Genomic DNA, 18982 nt, shown 5'->3' with positions numbered 1-18982 from the left:
CCGGCTTTCGGGCCGGAGCCAGGGCCCAGGCGGAATTAGGCCTGGGCGCTGGCGATGAAGCTGACGGCGTCGCCGACGGTCTTGAGGTTCTTGACCTCTTCGTCCGGGATGCGCACGCCGAACTTTTCCTCGGCGTTGACGACGATGGTCATCATGGAGATGGAGTCGATGTCCAGGTCTTCGGTGAAGGACTTGTCCATTTCGACGGCCTCGGGGGCCAGGCCGGTCTCTTCGTTGACGATTTCAGCCAGGCCGGCCAGGATTTCTTCGTTGCTAGCCATTGATGGCTCCTTTTCTTGTTGGTGCCGTGGGCTTCCGGTGGTTATTCCGGGAGATTCTGGCGAAATGATTCAAACCGAGGGATTCGGCTTGGTTTGGGAATCCGTGCTGTCGGGGAATGCGAGCAGCTCGAGAAGTGAGGTGGCCGCCTAGGGAAGCACAATCACCTGGGCGCCGAAGACCAGTCCGGCTCCGAACCCGATCTGCAGGGCCAGCCCGCCGCTCAGCTCAGGGTTTTCCTGCAGCAAGCGGTGGGTGGCCAGGGGGATGGAGGCTGCCGAGGTGTTGCCTGCTTCGGCGATATCCCGGGCGACCTTGACGGTCTCCGGAAGCTTGAGCTTCTTGGCCATCTCATCGATGATCCGCATGTTGGCCTGGTGCGGGATGAAAGCCGCGAGGTCCTCGGCCTGGATACCGGCGGCGTCGAGCGCCTGCTGGGCCACCTTGGCCATTTCCCAGACCGCCCAGCGGAACACCGTCTGGCCGTCCTGGCGCAGCGTGGGCCAGAGGGCCGCTTCGGTCACGGCGGCCTCGCCCTCGCTGAGGGCGGTGTCGCGCTTGCCTGCCGCGGCGAAGTCGCGGATGTCCAGCATCGAGTGGGTCATGCCGATGGCGTCCCACTTGCTGCCGTCCGATCCCCATACCGACGGGCCGATGCCCGGGGTGTCGGAGGGGCCGATGACGACGGCGCCGGCACCGTCGCCGAGCAGGAAGGAGATGGTGCGCTCGGTGTTGTCGATGACGTCGGAGAGCTTCTCCGCGCCGACCACGAGCACGTACTTGGCCGCGCCGGAGCGGACCAGGGCGTCCGCCTGGGCGATGCCGTAGCAGTAGCCGGCGCAGGCCGCGGAGATATCGAACGCCGGTGCCGGGGTGGCACCGAGGCGGTCGGCCAGGCTGGCGGCGGCCGAAGGGGTCGCGTACGGGTGCGTCACGGTGGAGACGATGACGGCGCCGAGCTCGGAGGCGTCGATGCCGGCCTTCTGCAGGGCCTCGCGGGCGGCGCCCTCGGCCATGTCGATCACGCTGACGTCGGCGGGGGCCCGGTGCCGGGTGATGATGCCGGTACGCTGCCGGATCCACTCATCGGAGGAGTCGATCCACTGGCAGACGTCATCGTTGGTGACGATCACGCTCGGCCGGTACGCGCCGACGCCCATCACCCGGGTGTTTTCCTGCAGGGGAGCCTGCTTCAAAGTAGGAGCGCTCATTCCCCTCCCTCCAGTTCTGCGAATAGGGCCAAGGCGGCGGATAGGTCCTCCGGGGTCTTGACGGTGACGGTTTTCACGCCGGGCATGCCGCGCTTGGCCAAGCCGGCCAGCGTCCCGGCCGGGGCCAGCTCGATCACGCCGGTCACGCCGCGGTGCACGAGGGTCTCCATGCAGCGGTCCCAGCGGACCGGGCGCGACACCTGGGCGATCAGGCTGTCGACGGCGGCGCCGCCGTCGGTGACCTCGGCGCCGTCGAAGTTGGAAAGCAGGGGGACCTGCGGGTTCCGCGGGTGCAGCGTGGGCCGGAGGGCCTGCAGCGCGGCGACGGCGGGGGACATGTGCGAGGTGTGGAACGCCCCGGCGACCTTCAGCGGGATCACGCGCGCCTTGGCCGGCGGATTCTCGGCGAGGGCCTTGAGCTGCTCCAGCGTGCCGGCGGCGACGGTCTGGCCGGCGCCGTTGACGTTGGCCGGCGTGAGGCCGCAGGCCTCGATCGCTGCCAGCACCTCGGCTGGGTCCCCGCCGACGACGGCGCTCATGCCGGTGGGGGTGGCCGCGGCCGCCGCGGCCATGCCGTTGGCGCGTTCACGGACGAAGGTCATGGCCTCGGTGTCGGTCAGGACGCCGGCCAGGGCCGCGGCGGTGATCTCACCGACGGAGTGCCCGGCCAGGATGACGGGCAGGGTGCCGAGTTCGACGTCGAAGAGGGACTTGGCGGTCACCAGGCCCGCGGCGACAATCAGGGGCTGCGCGACGGCAGTGTCCTTGATGGTTTCCTCGTCGGAGGTGGTTCCGTGGGCGGTGAGGTCGATGCCTGCGATTTCGCTAAGGGAGGCCAGCTGGCCTGCGACGGAAGGCAGTTCCAGCCAAGGGGCTAGAAAACCAGGGGTCTGGGAGCCCTGTCCAGGGCAAACGATTGCAAGCACGTATCCAGCTTTCCAAATTGCCGCGTGATTCATCGGTACTCTCATGCACCAAGCTCACTGGGTCAGTTTGTAGGAAGTCTACAACGGGTCAGGTGTTGTTACGGGCCGGCTGGCGCTCTGCGGCGGGCCGTGGCGGGGTCGAAAGCCTGCCCACCACCAGCGCCGCTTGGAGCACAAAAGCCTCCCGGGGGATGAGCGGATCCCAGCCGGTGACGTCGCAGACACGCTTGAGCCGGTACCGGACGGTATTGGCGTGGACGAAGAGTTCGCGGGCTGTCGCCTCGAGCGAATGGCCGAGTTCGAGGTAGGTCCCGAGGGTCTCCACAAGGCCGTTGGACGCTGCGAGCAGGGGCCGGTAGATGTTCTTGACCAGGGAGCGCCGGGCGGCGTCGTCGCCGGAGATCACCCGCTCGGGAAGGAGGTCATCGGCGGCGACGGGCCGCGGTGCGGAGGGCCAGGCCCGGGCCGCGGTCAGGCCTGCGAAGGCGGACTGGGCAGAGCTGCTGGCTTCCAGCAGCGAGCCGGCTTCGGCCCCGTAGACCACCGGTCCGGGGGCGAAGAGTTCGCTGAGTTTCTGGCAGGCCGTTTCGCGGTCCTGCACGCCGCCGAGGATCAGGATCAGCCGGTCGCCCTGAATGCCGACGAGGGCGTCCTCGGCGAAGCGGCCGGCGGTGCGGCGGAGTTCGCTGACGTAGCTGGCACTCGGTTCCGACGGGGAATTTCCCACCATGACGGTGAAGCGCTCCTGGGCTTTCCAGCCCAGCGCGGCGATCCGGGACCGGAGCGCGTCGGTGTTTTCGCCGCGCAGGATGGCGTCGACTATAAGGGCCTCGAGCCGCGTGTCCCAGGAGCCGCGAGTCTCCGCCGCGCGGGCATAGACATCCGCCGCGGCGAAGGCGACCTCGCGCGAGTAGCGCAGCACGGCTTCGCGCAGCGCGGCCTGGTCGGCTTCCGGCGCGATGATCGGCACCTGTTCCTCGACCACCTCGACAACGATCCGGATCAGTTGCAGCGCTTTTTGCAGGCTGATTGACCGGGTCAGTTCGGTCGGTGCGGTGCCGAAGACGTCGGAGAGAATCCACGAAGGGGAGCTGGGCCGCTCGAACCAGGTGACGAACGCGGCGATGCCGTTCTGCGCGACCATGCCCAGGGCGGACCGCTCGTCGGAGTTCAGCCGGCTGTACCAGGGCAGCGAGGCTTCGAGCTGGCGCAGGGTCGTGGTGGACAGCTGGCCCACGCTGGACCGGAGCTTTTTCAGCGTCTCGGCCTTCTCCGGGGTGAGGGCCCGCACGGACGGCTTGCGTTTTGCGGGAGTGGTGGTGGGCTCTGCCATGCAACGAGCATACGGGGCCAGCCGTCCAAGCTCCATTTGTGCAAAGGCTACAAGTCGCTTTGCGCTGCATCACAGTGGTTAACGCCCGACGGCGGCCCCACCCTGGTGGGAACCGCCGTCGTGCGCTGTCCGAGTGGCGCTGTTCGACTCGCCTAGGAGTCGCCGCCCGCGTTGCCGGTGGTGCCGGCATTGACGTTGAGCAGGCGGTACTTCTCGATGGCCTGGGCCGGGGCCTGGGCGTCGACCTCGCCGCGGCGGGCCAGCATCTGCAGTGAACGGACCACGATCGAGTGGATGTCGTTCTTGAAGAAGCGGCGCGCTGCGGCGCGGGTGTCGGAGAAGCCGAAGCCGTCGGCGCCGAGCGAGGCGAATTCGTTCGGGATGAACTGCCGGATCTGGTCCGGAACAGCCTTCATGTAGTCCGAGACCGCCACGATCGGTCCGGTGGCTCCCGCGAGCTGTTCTGTGACGAACGGGACGCGTGCCGGCTGGCCCGGGTTGAGGAAGGCTTCTTCCTCGGCGGCCATGGCATCACGGCGCAGTTCGGTCCAGGAGGTCACGGACCAGACATCGGCGGAAACGCCCCAGTCCTCGGCAAGGAGCCGCTGTGCCTCGAGGGCCCACGGCACGGACACACCGGAGGCGAGGATCTGCGTGCGCGGGCCGTCGATCTTGGCCGGTGCCAGCAGGTAGATGCCCTTGATGATGCCCTCGGTGTCGAGCTCCGCCGGCGCCGGCGGCTGGATGATCGGCTCGTTGTAGACCGTGATGTAGTACATCACGTTCCGCGACGGGTCGTTGTCAGCAATTTCTTTCCCGGCTTCGCCGGTGCCGTACATCCGGTTGAGTCCGTCGCGCATGATGACGCCGATCTCGTAACCGTAGGCCGGGTCGTAGGTGACAACGGCCGGGTTGGTCGAGGCAAGGATCGGGGAGTGGCCGTCAGCGTGCTGCAGGCCTTCGCCGGTCAGTGTGGTCCGTCCGGCGGTGGCGCCGATGATGAACCCGCGGGTCATCTGGTCGGCGGCGGCCCAGAAGGAGTCGCCGGTGCGCTGGAAACCGAACATCGAGTAGAAGACGTAAATCGGGATCAGCGGCTCGCCGTGCGTGGCGTAGGAAGTGCCCGCGGCGGTGAAGGCGGCAACCGAACCGGCCTCGTTGATGCCGGCGTGCACGATCTGCCCAGCGATGGATTCCTTGTAGGCCAGGACCAGGTCGCGGTCCACGGACAAGTAGTTCTGGCCGTTGGGGTTGTAGATCTTCGCCGTCGGGAAGAACGCGTCCATGCCGAAGGTGCGTGCCTCATCGGGGATGATCGGCACAATCCGGGTGCCGAATTCCTTGTCCCGCATCAGGTCCTTGAGCAGCCGGACGAACGCCATGGTGGTGGCGGCCTGCTGCTTGCCGGACCCGCGGTTGGCGACCTCGTACGCCTTGTCGCCCGGCAGGGTGACGTCGGTGTGCTTGGAGCGGCGTTCCGGGACGAACCCGCCGAGGGCGCGGCGGCGATCCATCAGGTACTGGATTTCCGGGGCGTCGGCGCCGGGGTGGTAGTACGGCGGCTGGTACGGGTCGGCTTCGAGCTGCTCGTCCGTGATCGGGATGCGCAGGTGGTCGCGGAAAGCCTTCAGGTCGGCCAGCGTGAGCTTCTTCATCTGGTGGGTCGCGTTGCGGCCCTCGAAGTGGGTGCCCAGGCCGTAGCCCTTGACCGTGTGGGCCAGGATGACCGTCGGCTTGCCCTTGAACTCGGTGGCGGCCTTGTACGCGGCGTAGACCTTGTTGTAGTCGTGGCCGCCGCGCTTGAGGTTCCAGATTTCCTGGTCCGTCATGTCCGCGACCATGTCCTTGGTCTGCGGGGTCTTGCCGAAGAAGTGCTCGCGTACGAACCCGCCGGATTCGGCCTTGTAGGTCTGGTAGTCGCCGTCGACCGTCTCGTTCATGATCTTCACGAGCGAACCGTCTTCGTCCTTGGCGAGCAGGTTGTCCCACTCGCGGCCCCAGACGACCTTGATGACGTTCCAGCCGGCGCCGCGGAAGAACGCCTCGAGTTCCTGCATGATCTTGCCGTTGCCGCGGACCGGGCCGTCGAGGCGCTGCAGGTTGCAGTTGATGACGAAGTTGAGGTTGTCCAGCTTGTCGTTCGCGGCGAGCTGGAGCAGGCCGCGGGACTCCGGCTCATCCATTTCGCCGTCGCCCAGGAACGCCCAGACCTGCTGGTCGGAGGTGTCCTTGATGCCGCGGTTGTGCAGGTAGCGGTTCGACTGGGCCTGGTAGATGGCGTTCATCGGGCCGATGCCCATCGACACGGTGGGGAACTCCCAGAATTCCGGCATGAGGCGCGGGTGCGGGTAGCTGGAAAGCGCGTGGCCCTCCTTGGACTTCTCCTGGCGGAAGCCGTCCAGGTCTTCCTCGGTCAGCCGGCCTTCCATGAAGGCGCGGGCGTACATGCCGGGGGAGGCGTGGCCCTGGAAGAAGATCTGGTCTCCGCCGCCGGGGTGGTCCTTGCCGCGGAAGAAGTGGTTGAAGCCGACCTCGTAGAGGGTCGCCGCGCCGGCGTAGGTGGAGATGTGTCCGCCGACGCCGATTTCGGGGCGCTGGGAGCGGTGCACCATAACGGCGGCGTTCCAGCGCAGCCAGGCGCGGTACTTGCGTTCGATCTCCTCATCGCCGGGGAACGGGGCTTCCTGGTCCACCGGGATGGTGTTGACGTAGTCCGTGGTGGTCACCATCGGCACGCCCACGCTCTGTGCGCCAGCCCGCTGGAGCAGGCTCCGCATGATGTACTGGGCACGCTCGGTGCCCTGTTCCTGAATCAGTGTGTCCAGGGACTCCAGCCATTCGGCGGTCTCTTCCGGATCACGATCAGGCAGCTGGTTAGTCAACCCGCTGAGGATATGGGAGGTATCTTCTCCTGCAGCCACGTCCAACCTCTCTTTGAGCGCATTCATCGGCACCCTCAGCTCCGGCAGGGTAACTGCCTGGCGTGAACGCGACGTGTGCGACATATCGGTAACAACAGCCCGGTCCTGTACGCCGGGCTAGGTCCAATCACAACCATGCCTGCTGGTAGAAGCGGGCAGTCGCCCGCGCAGGCATAGTCGTCATCAGCCACTCTAGCCGTGTGCGTCGGCCGATGCGTAGCTGTCCCATGGGGCCGCCGTCGTATTTCACGGGCATACTGGTTCTGTGACGTGGAGCCTCCCCGAGGCCCCCTGAACGGCCGGTGTGACGCAGAATATGGCGGATCGCGGCCCCTGCAGCTTGAAGCAAAGGCCCAAAGGGTGTTGGCTTGTAGTAATGGAAATCACTAGCACCACTGGACTCACCAGGCAGTATCCGTGTACTTATAACCAGCAAACGAACAAACAGCATAGGAGCAACACGTGAGCGAGGCCGACGCCGCCACTTCGGTGAATGTGGCGGAAAAATTGGGTTTCAAAAACGGAGACCTGATTCAGGAATTCGGTTATGACGACGACGTCGACTTCGACTTGCGTGACGACATCGAGGACCTCACCGGTTCGGAACTCGTCGACGAGGACGACCACGAAGTCGTGGACGCCGTGATCCTCTGGTGGCGGTCCGACGACGGCGACCTCGTTGACACGCTGGTTGGCTCGCGGACCACCCTCACCGAGGGTGGCGTGGTCTGGGTGCTGACGCCCAAGTCAGGCCGGGTGGGCTACGTCTCGCCGGCGGACATCCAGGACGCGGCCCCTACCGCAGGGCTGCACTACACCACCTCGGCCGGCGTCTCCAAGGACTGGAGCGCCACCCGCCTGGTCACGCGGAAGAACAAGTGACCCAACCCGCCCCCGTAACGTCGGCTCCGGCCACGGCCGTGACTGCCGTGCCGGCCGTGGGCGTGCCCGCCCCTGACTTTGAGCTGCTGAACCAGTTCGGCGAACCGGTTCGGCTGTCCGAACTGCGCGGACGCGCGGTGGTCCTGGTGTTCTTCCCCTTTGCCTTCTCCGGCATCTGCACGGGCGAACTCTGTGAAATCCGGGACAACCTTGCGCTCTTCGAAGACGCCGACGCCGTCGTGCTCGGAGTCTCGGTGGACAGCAAGTTTGCCCAGCGCGCCTACGCGGAGCGGGAAGGCTACACCTTCGACCTGCTCGCGGACTTCTGGCCGCACGGGGCCGTGGCGGAGCAGTACGGCGTCTTTGACCCGGAGAGCGGCATGGCCAAGCGCGGAACGTTCATCATCGATGCCGACGGCATTGTCCGCTACGTTGTGGTGAACCCGCGCGGTCAGGCCCGGGACTTCGCCGAGTACCGGAACGCCCTGGCAGGACTGACCGGGAACTGACGGCGGGGACAGGCACGATGAGGCAGCGGCGGCCGGGTGTCGGCATGACTGGTTTCGCCAGCCTGCCGCCGGTTGCCGCCACCGAACCCGCGCGCAGCGAACTGGAAGTCCTGAAGGAGATCCATGGCGTCCTCGCGGGACAGCGGTTCGCGCTGCTCACCGGCGCGGGCTTGAGCACGGACTCCGGCATCCCGGATTACCGGGGCCCCGGGGCGGCTCCCCGGGCGCCGATGACCTACCAGGAGTTCATAGGTGCCGCCGAGAACCGCCGCCGCTACTGGGCGCGGAACCACATTGGCTGGTCGCATCTGCGCCGGGCCGACCCCAACGCCGGCCACGCCGCGGCCGCCCGGCTGGAACACCGCGGGCTCCTCACCGGCCTGATCACGCAGAATGTCGACCGGCTGCATGAGGACGCCGGCAGTGTCAACGTGGTGGACCTGCACGGCCGCTTCGACCGGGTGGTCTGCCTGGGCTGCCAGCGCCGCTATAGCCGTTCGTTACTGGCCGGCGTGCTGGAGGAACTCAACCCCGGCTTCCTCGCCGAAGCCCTGGCCGCCGGGGTCGTGGAGATGGCGCCCGACGCCGACGCCACCGTGGAGGACGCGGAGCTGATCGCCGGGTTTGTGGTGGCCAACTGCCCGGCGTGCGGTGGGACGTTGAAACCGGACTTCGTCTACTTCGGCGAGAACGTCCCCAAGGACCGGGTGGAACGCTCGTACGCCATGGTGGACGAGGCAGGCGCGCTGCTGGTGGCGGGCTCGTCCCTGACTGTCATGAGCGGGCTGCGGTTCGTCCGGCACGCGGCCAAGCAGGGCAAGGCCGTGGTGATCGTCAACCGTGGCCAGACCCGCGGCGATGACCTGGCCACCATCAAGCTGGAAGCCGGCGTCAGCGAGGCCTTGACCTGGCTGGCGGAGGAACTTCCGGCCCTCTGATGCCGGCCGCGGCGGGGGCGCCGCCGATTGGCGTTTCCCGGGCCGGTTCCGGTAGAGTCATTGTTCGTTGGTTGACGCATGGAAGTGCGGAAACAACGCCTTGGGTCTTTAGCTCAGCTGGTAGAGCGCCACGTTTACACCGTGGATGTCATCGGTTCGATCCCGGTAGGACCCACCAAAGAAAACCTCGTCGCAGCAGGCCCGTAGGCCGGCCGCGGCGGGGTTTTTTGTGTCCGTGAAGGCCCCGGTCTCGGTCGCAGCCAAAAATGTCGGTGCCCGTCCGTACGGTCACTGGCATGGAACATGTGATCGTGAAATCCGGCCCCGACGGGCGCCCCCAGGCGGTGGTCCGCGGCGGCCGCGAATGGCTGGTGGGCGCCGAGCCGGTGCGCTGGTTCGAACGGGTGAGCTGGTGGGAGGCCGAGCGCCGGATGCCGAAAGGCCTGAGCCGGGTCGACGTCGAGGTGTGGCAGGTCCAGGCGAGGCTGGGCCGGAACGGCGGATCGGCCCTGACCACGATGGAAATCATCCGAGACGGCCTCGGCGGGGGCTGGAGGCTCAGGGAGGCGGTGGCGGACGCCGCCTGACCGGCGACGCAGTACCCAAAAAGTGAAAAGACTTGCAGGCAATGGAAAAGCCTGCTGGCAATGGAAAAGCCTGCTGGCAATGGAAAAGCCTGCTGGCAATGGAAAAGCCTGCTGGCAATGGAAAAGCCTTCCACCGCGACTATTGGGGGATGCCGCGGTGGAAGGCTTGTAAGAAATATACCGTGGATGTGTCCAAATGTGAAACGCCTAGCGGTTGAATTACGCCACAGAACGGACTAATTCCGGCGGTTTCCCGCCCTGCCGGTCTGGGCCTAATGAGGCTGGACCGGGACGAACACGCGCGGCTGGTCCCGCCAGCTCGGCTCCATATCCGCGATGGTCTCGCGCATGATCTTGTCCGAGGCCTCGCGGGCGGCCGGCCCGTCGCCGGCCGCGATCGCCTCGGCCACGTCCACATGCCACTGCAGCGCGGAGGTCCGCGGGTGGTCCGGCATCAGGCCGTGGACCGTTCGGCCGGTCAAGGTTTCGGCGACCTGGCCCACCATGTTGGCGAACATTTCGTTGCCGGAGCCGGTCAACAGCAGGGAGTGGAAGCGGATGTCCAGGTCCAGGAACCGGGGCACGTCGCCGGCCACGCCGGCCTCGCGCATCGCGTGCGAAATCTCTACCAGTTCGCTGCGCAGCTCGTCCGGGGCGTTGATGGCAGCCAGTTCGGCAGCAACAGGTTCGACGGCGGTGCGCAGCTCGGCCAGGGAACGCAGCTGGGCGCCGCGTCCCTCGCCGGCCAGGCGCCAGCGGATCACGAGCGGATCGAACGGGTTCCAGCGGCTGGCCGGAAGCACCCGGATGCCGACGCGCTTGATGGTCTCGACCAGGCCCAGGGATTGAAGCACGCGTACGGCCTCGCGGACCACCGAACGGGAGACCTTCAATTCGTCTTCGAGGTGCTCGGCCAACATGACGTGTCCGGCGGGAAGTTCGCCGGTGACAATCCGGGCCCCCAGATGCTCGATGGCGCGGTGATGGAGGCTGGTTGACATAAACGTAAGCATAGTGGCGAGGGCCTCATTCCCGGCGGCTGCAAGCACCGTGGCCGCGGAAAAACATAGACTGTATATGACGCGCCGTATTCCGCCACGTGGGCACTGCTTTCATGCGGTCCGCGGAAATACATATGGTTTATTGACAGCCACTGGTCCTAGGAAGCGTGTTCCGCAGCATGTGCGGGACGAACTGCACTCGATGCACAGAATGAATTGGAGTTTTGATGTCCGCACACATCGGTGTCACCGGCCTCGCGGTGATGGGGGCCAACCTGGCCCGGAACCTGGCCCGTAACGGCTTCACCGTTGCCCTGCACAACCGGTCCGTGGAGAAGACCGACGCGCTCCTCGAAAAGCACGGCCAGGACGGCGACTTCGTCCGCACCGAAACGCTGCAGGAACTCGTTGACTCGCTGGAAAAGCCGCGCCGCGTGCTGATCATGGTCAAGGCCGGCAAACCGGTTGACTCCGTGATCGAGCAGCTCGAGCCGCTGCTGGAACCCGGCGACATCATCATTGACGCCGGCAACTCGCACTACGAGGACACCCGCCGCCGCGAAGCCGCCCTCGCCAAAAAAGACCTCCACTTCGTCGGCATCGGCGTCTCCGGCGGCGAGGAAGGCGCGCTCAACGGCCCCTCGATCATGCCCGGCGGCTCCAAGGAGTCCTACGAGGCCCTCGGCCCGCTGCTGGAGAAGATCGCTGCCCACGTGGACGGCCAGCCCTGCTGCGCCTGGATCGGCACCGACGGCGCCGGCCACTTCGTGAAGATGGTGCACAACGGCATCGAATACGCCGACATGCAGGTCATCGGCGAGGCATTCGACCTGCTGCGTTCCGGCGCCGGCATCGAACCGGCCGAGCAGGCCAAAATCTTCGAGGAGTGGAACAAGGGCGAACTTGCCTCCTTCCTGATCGAAATCTCCGCCGAGGTCCTCGGCCACGTCGACGCCAAGACCGGCAAGCCGTTCGTCGACGTCGTCGTCGACGCTGCCGGGCAGAAGGGGACCGGCCGCTGGACGGTCATCTCCGCGCTCGAGCTGGGCTCCCCGGTTTCGGGCATCGCCGAATCGGTCTTTGCCCGCGCCCTGTCCTCGCAGGCGGAGCAGCGCAAGCTGGCCCAGGAACTGCTCGCCGGCGGCGAGGCCGCCGTCGGGGTCCCCGAGACCTTTGTCGAGGACGTCCGGCAGGCGCTGTACGCCTCCAAACTGGTCTCCTACGCCCAGGGGCTGGACATGCTGACTTCGGCCGCCAAGGAATACGGCTGGGACCTCAAGCTGGACGAGATCGCCTCGCTGTGGCGCGGCGGCTGCATCATCCGTGCCGAGTTGCTCAAGGAAATCACCAAGGCCTACGCCGCGGCGGAGAAGCCGGCCAACCTGCTGTTCGCGCCGGCATTCACGAAGGCGATCGCGGAGGTCCTCCCGGCCTGGCGCCGAGTGGTGGCCACCGCCGTGCAGCTGGGCATCCCGGTACCGGTGTTCTCCTCTTCGCTGGCCTACTACGACGGCCTGCGCCGTAAGCGCCTTCCGGCCGCCGTGATCCAGGGCCAGCGTGACCTCTTCGGTGCGCACACCTACGGCCGCATCGACACCGAGGGCACCTTCCACACCCTGTGGGGCGAGGACAAGTCCGAGATCGCGGCAGTGGACACGCACTAGTCCACACCGTTGCCGGCCCGGCGGCCGGCGCTCCCCGATACTCTGGGGGCGCCGGCCGTTGCTGGAACATCTACAAACGTTTCCCCGGCTAGCGGGGGACCGGGACCGGCCCTGACCCGAACTTCGTCCATCGTCCTTCGGAGACCACCTCGACAGAGCCGTCGACCACGCTGATGGCCGTCTGCTCATCGATGGCGTAGGCCGGTGCGCCGATGTCGGCGGCCCATCGCTCTGCGGCGGCCTGGCTGTTCCCGGGGAAAGCGTCCAGATGCGGGAAAATTGAGAAGTCAACGACTCCCAGCGTGCGGTCGTCCGCCGCAGTTGGCCATGAGACGAACGACGTCCCGATCCGGGGCGTCATCACCATGCTTCCGGCGCTCACTCCCACCCAAACCGTGTCGCTCAGCGAAGGCAGCAGATCGGCCAGCCCGGACTCCCGCATCCAGTGGCACAGGTAGCTCGCGTCGCCGCCGTCGACCAGGAGCACGTCGGCGGCCCGGACCCAAGGGACCCATCGCTCCGCGCCGATGGAGGGCAGCGCGGTGAGTTCGAGGACGCCGAGCGACGCCCAGCCCAGGCCCGAGAAGTTCTGCCACCTGGGCTCGGCGGCGACGAGGCCGCGCACCGAGGCGGGCCCGCACATCGGGTGACCCCACTGGGCGGTGGGGACCACCAGGGCATGGCATTCGGCGACGGGCTTGCCAAGAAGCTGCACAAGCGCCGCGTGGATGCTGGGGTTGGTGACGCCGCCTGAGGTAAGCAAGAGCTTCAAGATGCCTCCAGATTCGTGCGGAAGGTGGATGTGCTTGAAGACCCGGGGCAGGGGCGCCTCGGGACCTTAGATCCGGTATTCGATCAGGTACTCGGCCGGGTCGACGGCGGGCTTCGTTTCCCGCTGCGCGTCGCGGTGCCGCCAGGTAGCGGGCACACCGGTCAGGATTGACTCGGCCGGGGCGTCCTTGACCACGACGGCGTTGGCGCCGATGGCGCTGTCCCGGCCGATCGTGATGGGGCCCAGGACCTTGGCGCCGGCGCCGATGACGACGCGGTCCTCGATGGTGGGGTGCCGCTTGATTTTGGCGAGCGAGCGGCCGCCGAGGGTGACGCCGTGGTAGATCATCACGTCCTCGCCGATCTCGGCGGTCTCGCCGATGACGACCCCCATGCCGTGGTCGATGAAGAAGCGGCGGCCGATGGTGGCGCCGGGGTGGATCTCAATGCCGGTCAGGAAGCGGGCCAGTTGGGAGATTAGCCGCGCCGGGAAGCGCAGGGAGGGGTTCTGCCACAGCCGGTGCGTCAGGCGGTGGGCCCAAATCGCATGCAGGCCGGAGTAGGCAAAGAAGTTTTCGAAAGAACCCCGCGCCGCCGGGTCGTGGGACCGGGCGGCGTCGAGGTCTTCCTTCAGTCTTGCGAAGAAGCTCACAAAGACCTTTCTACCAAATCTTGGGTCAAGGCTGGAATCAGCCGCGGATGTCGTCGTACAGCACGGTGGAAATGTAGCGCTCCCCGAAGTCACAGACAACGGCAACAATCAGCTTACCGGCGTTCTCCGGACGCTTGGCTAGCTCGAGGGCAGCCCAGACGATCGCGCCGGAGGAGATGCCGCCAAGGATGCCTTCCTTGACGCCGAGGTCGCGTGCCACGCGGACCGAGTCCTCCAGAGTGGCGTCGAGGACCTCGTCGTAAACGTTGGTGTCCAGGATTTCCGGGACGAAGTTGGCGCCCAGGCCCTGGATCTTGTGCGGACCCGGTGCGCCGCCGTTGAGGATGGCGGAGTCCTTGGGCTCGACGGCGACGATCTGCACGCCGGGCTTGCGCTCCTTGAGCACCTGTCCGACGCCGGTGACGGTGCCGCCGGTGCCGACGCCGGCGACGAAAATGTCGACCTTGCCGTCCGTGTCCGACCAGATTTCCTCGGCCGTGGTCCGGCGGTGGATCTCGGGGTTGGCCTCGTTGGCGAACTGCTGTGCCCAGATGGAGTTCTCCGTGTTGGCTACGATCTCCTGGGCCTTCTCGACGGCTCCGCGCATGCCCTCCGAACCGGGCGTCAGCACGATTTCAGCACCGTAGGCACGGAGCATAACGCGGCGTTCCGTGGACATGGTCTCCGGCATGGTGAGGATGACCTTGTAGCCGCGGGCGGCGCCGACCATGGCCAGGGCGATGCCCGTGTTGCCCGAGGTGCCCTCGACGATGGTCCCGCCGGGCTTCAGCGCGCCGGACTTCTCCGCGGCGTCGATGATGGCGACACCGATCCGGTCCTTGACGCTGTTGGCCGGGTTGTAGAACTCCAGCTTGACCGCCACCGTGGCGTCAAGGCCTTCGCTCAGCCGGTTGAGGCGGACCAGCGGGGTGCCGCCGACCAGCTGGGTAACATCGTCATAGATCCGTGCCATGGGTATATGTGCCTATCTGTGAAGAGGGAATTCTAAGGTCAGCCTAACGATGGCGCTTTGGCCCTAACTAAGCATTAAGCCATGCAGAGTAATATTTCCTGGCCTTCGCCAGCTTCGGGTTGATGATCACCTGGCAGTAGCCCTGCTCGGGATACTTCGCGTAATAGTCCTGGTGGAAATCCTCGGCCACGTGGAAGCGGGGCAGCCGGCTCACCTCGGTGACGATCGGGTCCGCCCACAGCTCCTGGTTCCGTTCGATCGCCTCCTCGAACAGGATCTTTTCCTCGGTGGTCTCATAGAACATCGACGAACGGTACTGGGTGCCGACGTCGTAGCCCTGCCGGTTGAGCGTCGTGGGATCGTGCAGAGCGAAGAACATGTCGAGGATGACCTCGGCCGGGATCACGTCCTCGTCGAAAGTCACCGCCACCACCTCGGCGTGCCCGGTGGTCCCGGAGCAGACGGAGTAGTAATCGGGGTTGTGGTCGTGGCCCCCGGTGTAGCCGGAAATGACCGAGCTGACACCCTTGGTCTTCTGGTAAACAGCGTCGAGGCACCAGAAGCAGCCCCCGCCGAGCACGAAAGTTCTCATGTCCTGTTCAATGGACGGGACGCCCGGATCATTCCCGAACGCGGCGCTTCGGGAGAATTCCACGAGCATTCTGCGGCCTTCCGGTCAGCACGCGGGACGCGTCCGGGGCTATCGGCAGGGCGGCCGGCCCGGCCGATAGGGTAAAAATGAGGGTATGGAACCTGAGAACACCGACGTTTCAGCGCAGCCCGCCGAAGCTCAGCCCGACGAAGCGCAGGCCGCCGAAGCCGCAAGTACCGGCGAGGCCGCCACGCTGGGCATGATCCAGCTGGCCGTCGAGGAGCTCTGGCCCGAATCGCTGGCGGAGGACTGGGACGAGGTGGGCCTCGTGGCCGGACACCCCTCCGCCGAGGTGAGCCGAATCCTCTTCGCCGTGGACCCCACCCTCGAAGTCATTGAGGAAGCCGTCGCCTGGGGTGCCGAACTGCTCATCACGCACCACCCGCTGCTGCTGAAGGGCGTCACCTCGGTGGCGGCCAACACCCCCAAGGGCAAAGCCGTGCACCGGCTGATCGAGTCCGGGACCGCCCTGCTGACCGTCCACACGAACGGCGACTCCGCGGTCGGGGGCGTCTCCGATGTGCTGGCCGACGCGCTCGGCCTGCAGGACGTGGTGCCGCTGACTCCGGCAGCGAACGGACTGCCCGAAGAAGGGATCGGCCGGGTCGGCGACCTTGCCGAGGTCCAGACGCTGGGGGACTTCGCCGCACGGGTCTTTGGCATCCTGCCCTCCGTCGCAGGCGGCGTCCGTGTCTCCGGCGACCGGGACGGGCTTGTCCGCCGGGTGGCCCTGTGCGGCGGCGCCGGCGATTCGCTCCTCAATGAGGTCCGGGCGAGCAATGCCGACGTCTACCTGACCGCGGACCTGCGCCACCATCCGGCGTCGGAGGCCCGCGAGGCCGCCGTCAACGACAGGCCCTACCTGATCGACGTCTCGCACTTCGCCAGCGAGTGGCTCTGGCTGCCGGCGGCCGCCGATGCCCTCGGGAACGTGCTGACCGACCAGGGCCACGACATCGAGATCCGGGTCAGCACCACCAACAGCGACCCCTGGGACTTCATTTTGACTCCGGGCTAAGCCTGGCGTGCGAGGGGCCCCGGGTGGGCGCAGCAAAGCCAGGAAGCACGCTGGGCGCTAGAGTCTAGGGAGCGCCGGTAAGGTGCCCGGCTCCGGCCGGCAAGTGAACAAGCGGAGGAAATAGTGGCCAAGGCAGCACCGGCGGAACAGTTGAAGTTGCTCGAATTGCAGGGACTCGACGCCAGGATCAAGTCCCTGTCCAACCGCCGGCGCAGCCTCGAAAGCGACTCCAGGATCACCGACCTTGAGGCCGCCCTCAGCGTGGCTAACGGCGAGCTCGGGGCCGCGAAGGTGGCAGTGCACGACGCCGAACTCGAGCTCAAGCGCGCCGAGGCCGACGTCGAACAGGTCGCCTCCCGGATCGAGCGCGACGAGGCCAAACTCAACAGCGGCACCGGCCTTTCCAAGGACCTGGTGGCCCTCCAGCGCGACATCGCGTCCCTGAACAAGCGCCGTTCGGATCTGGAGGACGTCGAACTCGAGGTCCTGGAACGGCTGGACGCGCTGCGCCTGCGCCAGGCCACGCAGCAGCAGATCGTTGATGACATCCAGGGATCCTTCGGCGCCATCCGCGCTGAACTGGACGAGCAGCTGGCCGAAGTGGGCGCAGAACTGACCGTGGTGCGCGGCCAGCGCGCAGAATTTGCCGACGGACTGGATGCGGGAATGCTCGCCGTCTACGAGAAGACTCTCGCCAAACGGGGCGTGGGCGCGGCCCGGCTCTTCCACGGCACCTCCGAAGGTTCCGGCATGCAACTGAGCCCCGGCGACCTCGCCGAGATCAAGGCCGCCGCCGAGGACGACATCGTCTTTTGCCCCGACTCCGGCTGCATCCTGGTCCGCTCCGCCGAGTGGGCCTAACCCCAACTTTGTCGCATCAGTTGTCGTTCGGAGCCCTCAAAACGACAACTAATGCGGGCTAGTTGGGCAGGACGAGGTTGAGGGTGTGCGGCTTCCGGGCTGTGCCCTCGATGAGCTCCGCTGACCACTTCTCGGCGGCGGCCTGCTTCAGTTGCGCCGGGGTCTGCGGGGCCTTGCCGCGGCGGCTCAGCAGGTGCCGGGCCAGCTCCCCGCGGGTGTGTTTGGCGAAGTGGCTGACCACCTTGCGCACGCCGTTGACCTCGGTGAAGACGTTGACGGCCACAGTCTGTTCCGGCGGGGGAGCCCAGGCCGCGGCGTACGTGCTGGAGCGGCAATCAACCAGCAGTTCCCCGGCCGTCGCGGTCGCGAGGGCCTCGGTCAGCTGCGGTTTCCAGAAGGAAGCCAGCCGCCCGACGTCGGGCAGTGCCGTCCCCATCGAGAGCCGGTACGCGGGCACCCGGTCCGCGAAACGGATGGCGCCCCAGAGCGCGGAAATCACCAGTACGGACTCGTCCGCCTTCTTCCGCTGGACGGGCGTCAGCGATCGGTAGCCCAGGGCGTCGTACAGCACTCCGGAGTAAACCTGGTGGGCGGGGGCGGCGGGCTCGGCGTGCAGCCGGGTGTTGCGTTCGACGTCGGCGGTCAGCGAGGCGCCGACGCCCAGCAGGGTCAAAGCGTCCTCATGGGCACTGACGGTGCCGAGCGCCTCGAGCACCTTCGCACGGTAGCTGTTCAGCCCGGGAAAGCTGAGCGAGGCCGGGTCGACGGCGTCGCCGCGGGTTGCAGGGGTCTTGCCTTCGGAGGGCGGCAGCAGAATCAGCACCGTACGATCCTACCGGCGGCGGACTAGGCGAGTTGGCGGCCGAGGAAGGACAGCAGGCTGGGCAGGATGAGCCGCCAGTAGGCCTCCTCGTGGCCGCCGGGCTGGTAGCCGCCCTCGACGTGGCCGGGCAGGCCGGCGACGTAGTCCTTGACCGAGGGCAGGAGGGGATCGTCCGTGCCGCAGTCGATCCGTTTCGGCAGGTCTTTGAGCCGGGACCGCAGCGCGAACACGTCATTGGCCTCGAAATCCTCCGGGCTGTCGAACGCCCCGTCCAGCCCGTCGTCGTAGTCGCTCCATACCGCCGGGCTCATGGCGGCCACGGCCTTCAACCCGGGGATTTTGCCCTGCGAGGCGAGCAGCAGGGCGCCGAAGCCGCCCATGGAGAGCCCGAAGAGCCCGAATCTGCCGAGGTCAAGGCCCTGCCCGGCGAGGAACGGAATGAACTCCTCCAGCAGCATGGACTCGGTATCCGTGCCGTCGGCACGCGGATGCCACCAGGAGTCGCCGCCGTCCACGGACGCGATCGCGAAGGGCGTTCCGTCGTCCACAAGGTAGCGCTGCAGCACCGCCTGGATGCCAAGGTCGTCGAAGAGGAAACGGTTATCGCTCCCGGTGCCGTGCAGGAAGAGCGCGACGGGCATTTTGGCCTCGTCGTGGCCGGAGACGACGGGTGTGGCCAGTGACCACCCGGTGGGGGTGTCGGGACGGAATTTCGTGGTGAAGCTGCCGGAGGTGACGTCAACCCGCGGGGCCGGGGTCCCCGAGACGGCCGCGGCGGACGACGTCGACGGTGCGGCGCTGCCCGGTCTGCCGGTGCCGGCGTCGGGTCCCGCAGCGCTGCCCTCGGGGATTCGCGCCGCGGGGGCGCAGGCTGCCAGGGTGGCGGCGCCCACGAAGCCGGCTCCGAGTTCCAGCATCCGCCGGCGGCCAAGCAGCGGCTTATCCATCCCTTGATCTTAGGCGGGAAAGCCAGGCAGCCGC

20 protein-coding genes and 1 tRNA gene are annotated in these 18982 nt (G+C 66.9%); 9 read left to right on the top strand and 12 right to left on the bottom strand.

What is annotated here, in order from left to right; translation table 11 throughout:
- Positions 1-35 precede the first annotated feature (35 nt).
- From FFF93_RS10070 to aceE, 5 genes are all read right to left on the bottom strand, one after another.
- The gene (locus FFF93_RS10070; protein ID WP_138769033.1) at positions 36-281 is read right to left on the bottom strand and encodes an acyl carrier protein; all 246 of its coding nucleotides are present in this window, start codon (positions 279-281) and stop codon (positions 36-38) included.
- 147 nt (positions 282-428) lie between these two features.
- Positions 429-1490: a beta-ketoacyl-ACP synthase III gene (locus FFF93_RS10065; RefSeq protein ID WP_138769034.1), complete on the bottom strand. Its 1062-nt coding sequence runs from the start codon at positions 1488-1490 to the stop codon at positions 429-431.
- Positions 1487-2416 (bottom strand): ACP S-malonyltransferase, encoded by a 930-nt coding sequence (locus FFF93_RS10060; RefSeq protein WP_186372134.1) that lies wholly within the window; start codon positions 2414-2416, stop codon positions 1487-1489. The genes FFF93_RS10065 and FFF93_RS10060 overlap by 4 nt, the downstream gene beginning before the upstream one ends.
- An 88-nt stretch (positions 2417-2504) precedes the next feature.
- Entirely contained in the window at positions 2505-3749 is a 1245-nt protein-coding gene (locus FFF93_RS10055) for a CdaR family transcriptional regulator (RefSeq protein WP_138769036.1), read from the bottom strand.
- Positions 3750-3901: 152 nt separating this feature from the next.
- Entirely contained in the window at positions 3902-6697 is a 2796-nt protein-coding gene (gene aceE, locus FFF93_RS10050; RefSeq protein ID WP_186372133.1) for a pyruvate dehydrogenase (acetyl-transferring), homodimeric type, read from the bottom strand.
- A gap of 435 nt (positions 6698-7132) precedes the next feature.
- Here aceE and FFF93_RS10045 point away from each other — a divergent pair, with 435 nt between their 5' ends.
- The 6 genes from FFF93_RS10045 to FFF93_RS10020 all read left to right on the top strand — a co-directional run bounded on the left by FFF93_RS10045 (position 7133) and on the right by FFF93_RS10020 (position 9804).
- Positions 7133-7552: a DUF3052 domain-containing protein gene (locus FFF93_RS10045; RefSeq protein ID WP_138769038.1), complete on the top strand. Its 420-nt coding sequence runs from the start codon at positions 7133-7135 to the stop codon at positions 7550-7552.
- Positions 7549-8061, top strand: coding sequence for a peroxiredoxin (locus tag FFF93_RS10040; RefSeq protein WP_186372132.1), 513 nt, complete (start codon positions 7549-7551; stop codon positions 8059-8061). The genes FFF93_RS10045 and FFF93_RS10040 overlap by 4 nt, the downstream gene beginning before the upstream one ends.
- Positions 8062-8078: 17 nt before the next feature.
- The gene (locus FFF93_RS10035; protein ID WP_138769039.1) at positions 8079-8999 is read left to right on the top strand and encodes an NAD-dependent protein deacetylase; all 921 of its coding nucleotides are present in this window, start codon (positions 8079-8081) and stop codon (positions 8997-8999) included.
- 102 nt (positions 9000-9101) lie between these two features.
- Positions 9102-9177, top strand: a tRNA-Val gene (locus FFF93_RS10030).
- 118 nt (positions 9178-9295) lie between these two features.
- Complete coding sequence (locus FFF93_RS10025) at positions 9296-9586, top strand: hypothetical protein (protein WP_138769040.1); 291 nt, start codon at positions 9296-9298, stop codon at positions 9584-9586.
- Between the two features lie 41 nt (positions 9587-9627).
- Positions 9628-9804 (top strand): hypothetical protein, encoded by a 177-nt coding sequence (locus FFF93_RS10020; protein ID WP_186372131.1) that lies wholly within the window; start codon positions 9628-9630, stop codon positions 9802-9804.
- A gap of 54 nt (positions 9805-9858) precedes the next feature.
- Here FFF93_RS10020 and FFF93_RS10015 read toward each other — a convergent pair whose 3' ends face one another.
- Entirely contained in the window at positions 9859-10587 is a 729-nt protein-coding gene (locus FFF93_RS10015; protein WP_138769041.1) for a FadR/GntR family transcriptional regulator, read from the bottom strand.
- A gap of 227 nt (positions 10588-10814) precedes the next feature.
- On the opposite strand from FFF93_RS10015, the gene gndA reads away from it, so the two are divergent.
- The gene (gndA, locus tag FFF93_RS10010) at positions 10815-12251 is read left to right on the top strand and encodes an NADP-dependent phosphogluconate dehydrogenase (protein ID WP_138769042.1); all 1437 of its coding nucleotides are present in this window, start codon (positions 10815-10817) and stop codon (positions 12249-12251) included.
- 88 nt (positions 12252-12339) lie between these two features.
- Here the strand turns inward: gndA and FFF93_RS10005 are convergent, their stop codons facing one another.
- The 4 genes from FFF93_RS10005 to msrA form a co-directional block, all read right to left on the bottom strand.
- Positions 12340-13023: a Type 1 glutamine amidotransferase-like domain-containing protein gene (locus FFF93_RS10005; protein ID WP_138769043.1), complete on the bottom strand. Its 684-nt coding sequence runs from the start codon at positions 13021-13023 to the stop codon at positions 12340-12342.
- 66 nt (positions 13024-13089) lie between these two features.
- On the bottom strand, positions 13090-13674 hold the full coding sequence (gene epsC, locus FFF93_RS10000) for a serine O-acetyltransferase EpsC (protein ID WP_138769044.1): 585 nt from the start codon (positions 13672-13674) through the stop codon (positions 13090-13092).
- Between the two features lie 37 nt (positions 13675-13711).
- Entirely contained in the window at positions 13712-14647 is a 936-nt protein-coding gene (gene cysK, locus FFF93_RS09995) for a cysteine synthase A (RefSeq protein ID WP_138769045.1), read from the bottom strand.
- Between the two features lie 67 nt (positions 14648-14714).
- The gene (gene msrA, locus FFF93_RS09990; protein WP_138769046.1) at positions 14715-15239 is read right to left on the bottom strand and encodes a peptide-methionine (S)-S-oxide reductase MsrA; all 525 of its coding nucleotides are present in this window, start codon (positions 15237-15239) and stop codon (positions 14715-14717) included.
- 154 nt (positions 15240-15393) lie between these two features.
- On the opposite strand from msrA, the gene FFF93_RS09985 reads away from it, so the two are divergent.
- Both FFF93_RS09985 and FFF93_RS09980 read left to right on the top strand, forming a co-directional pair.
- A complete protein-coding gene (locus FFF93_RS09985; RefSeq protein WP_138769047.1) occupies positions 15394-16317 on the top strand; it encodes a Nif3-like dinuclear metal center hexameric protein in 924 nt (307 codons plus the stop codon).
- A gap of 123 nt (positions 16318-16440) precedes the next feature.
- Entirely contained in the window at positions 16441-17178 is a 738-nt protein-coding gene (locus FFF93_RS09980) for a zinc ribbon domain-containing protein (RefSeq protein ID WP_138769048.1), read from the top strand.
- A 58-nt stretch (positions 17179-17236) separates the two neighbouring features.
- Here the strand turns inward: FFF93_RS09980 and FFF93_RS09975 are convergent, their stop codons facing one another.
- The gene (locus tag FFF93_RS09975) at positions 17237-18001 is read right to left on the bottom strand and encodes a YaaA family protein (protein WP_138769049.1); all 765 of its coding nucleotides are present in this window, start codon (positions 17999-18001) and stop codon (positions 17237-17239) included.
- Positions 18002-18024: 23 nt separating this feature from the next.
- On the bottom strand, positions 18025-18948 hold the full coding sequence (locus FFF93_RS09970) for an alpha/beta hydrolase family protein (RefSeq protein ID WP_138769050.1): 924 nt from the start codon (positions 18946-18948) through the stop codon (positions 18025-18027).
- Positions 18949-18982 lie beyond the last annotated feature (34 nt).

Source organism: Arthrobacter sp. KBS0702, assembly GCF_005937985.2.
Lineage (GTDB): Bacteria > Actinomycetota > Actinomycetes > Actinomycetales > Micrococcaceae > Arthrobacter.
The sequence above is the reverse complement of the archived record's forward strand: the minus strand, read 5'-3'. Positions and strand labels throughout refer to the sequence as shown.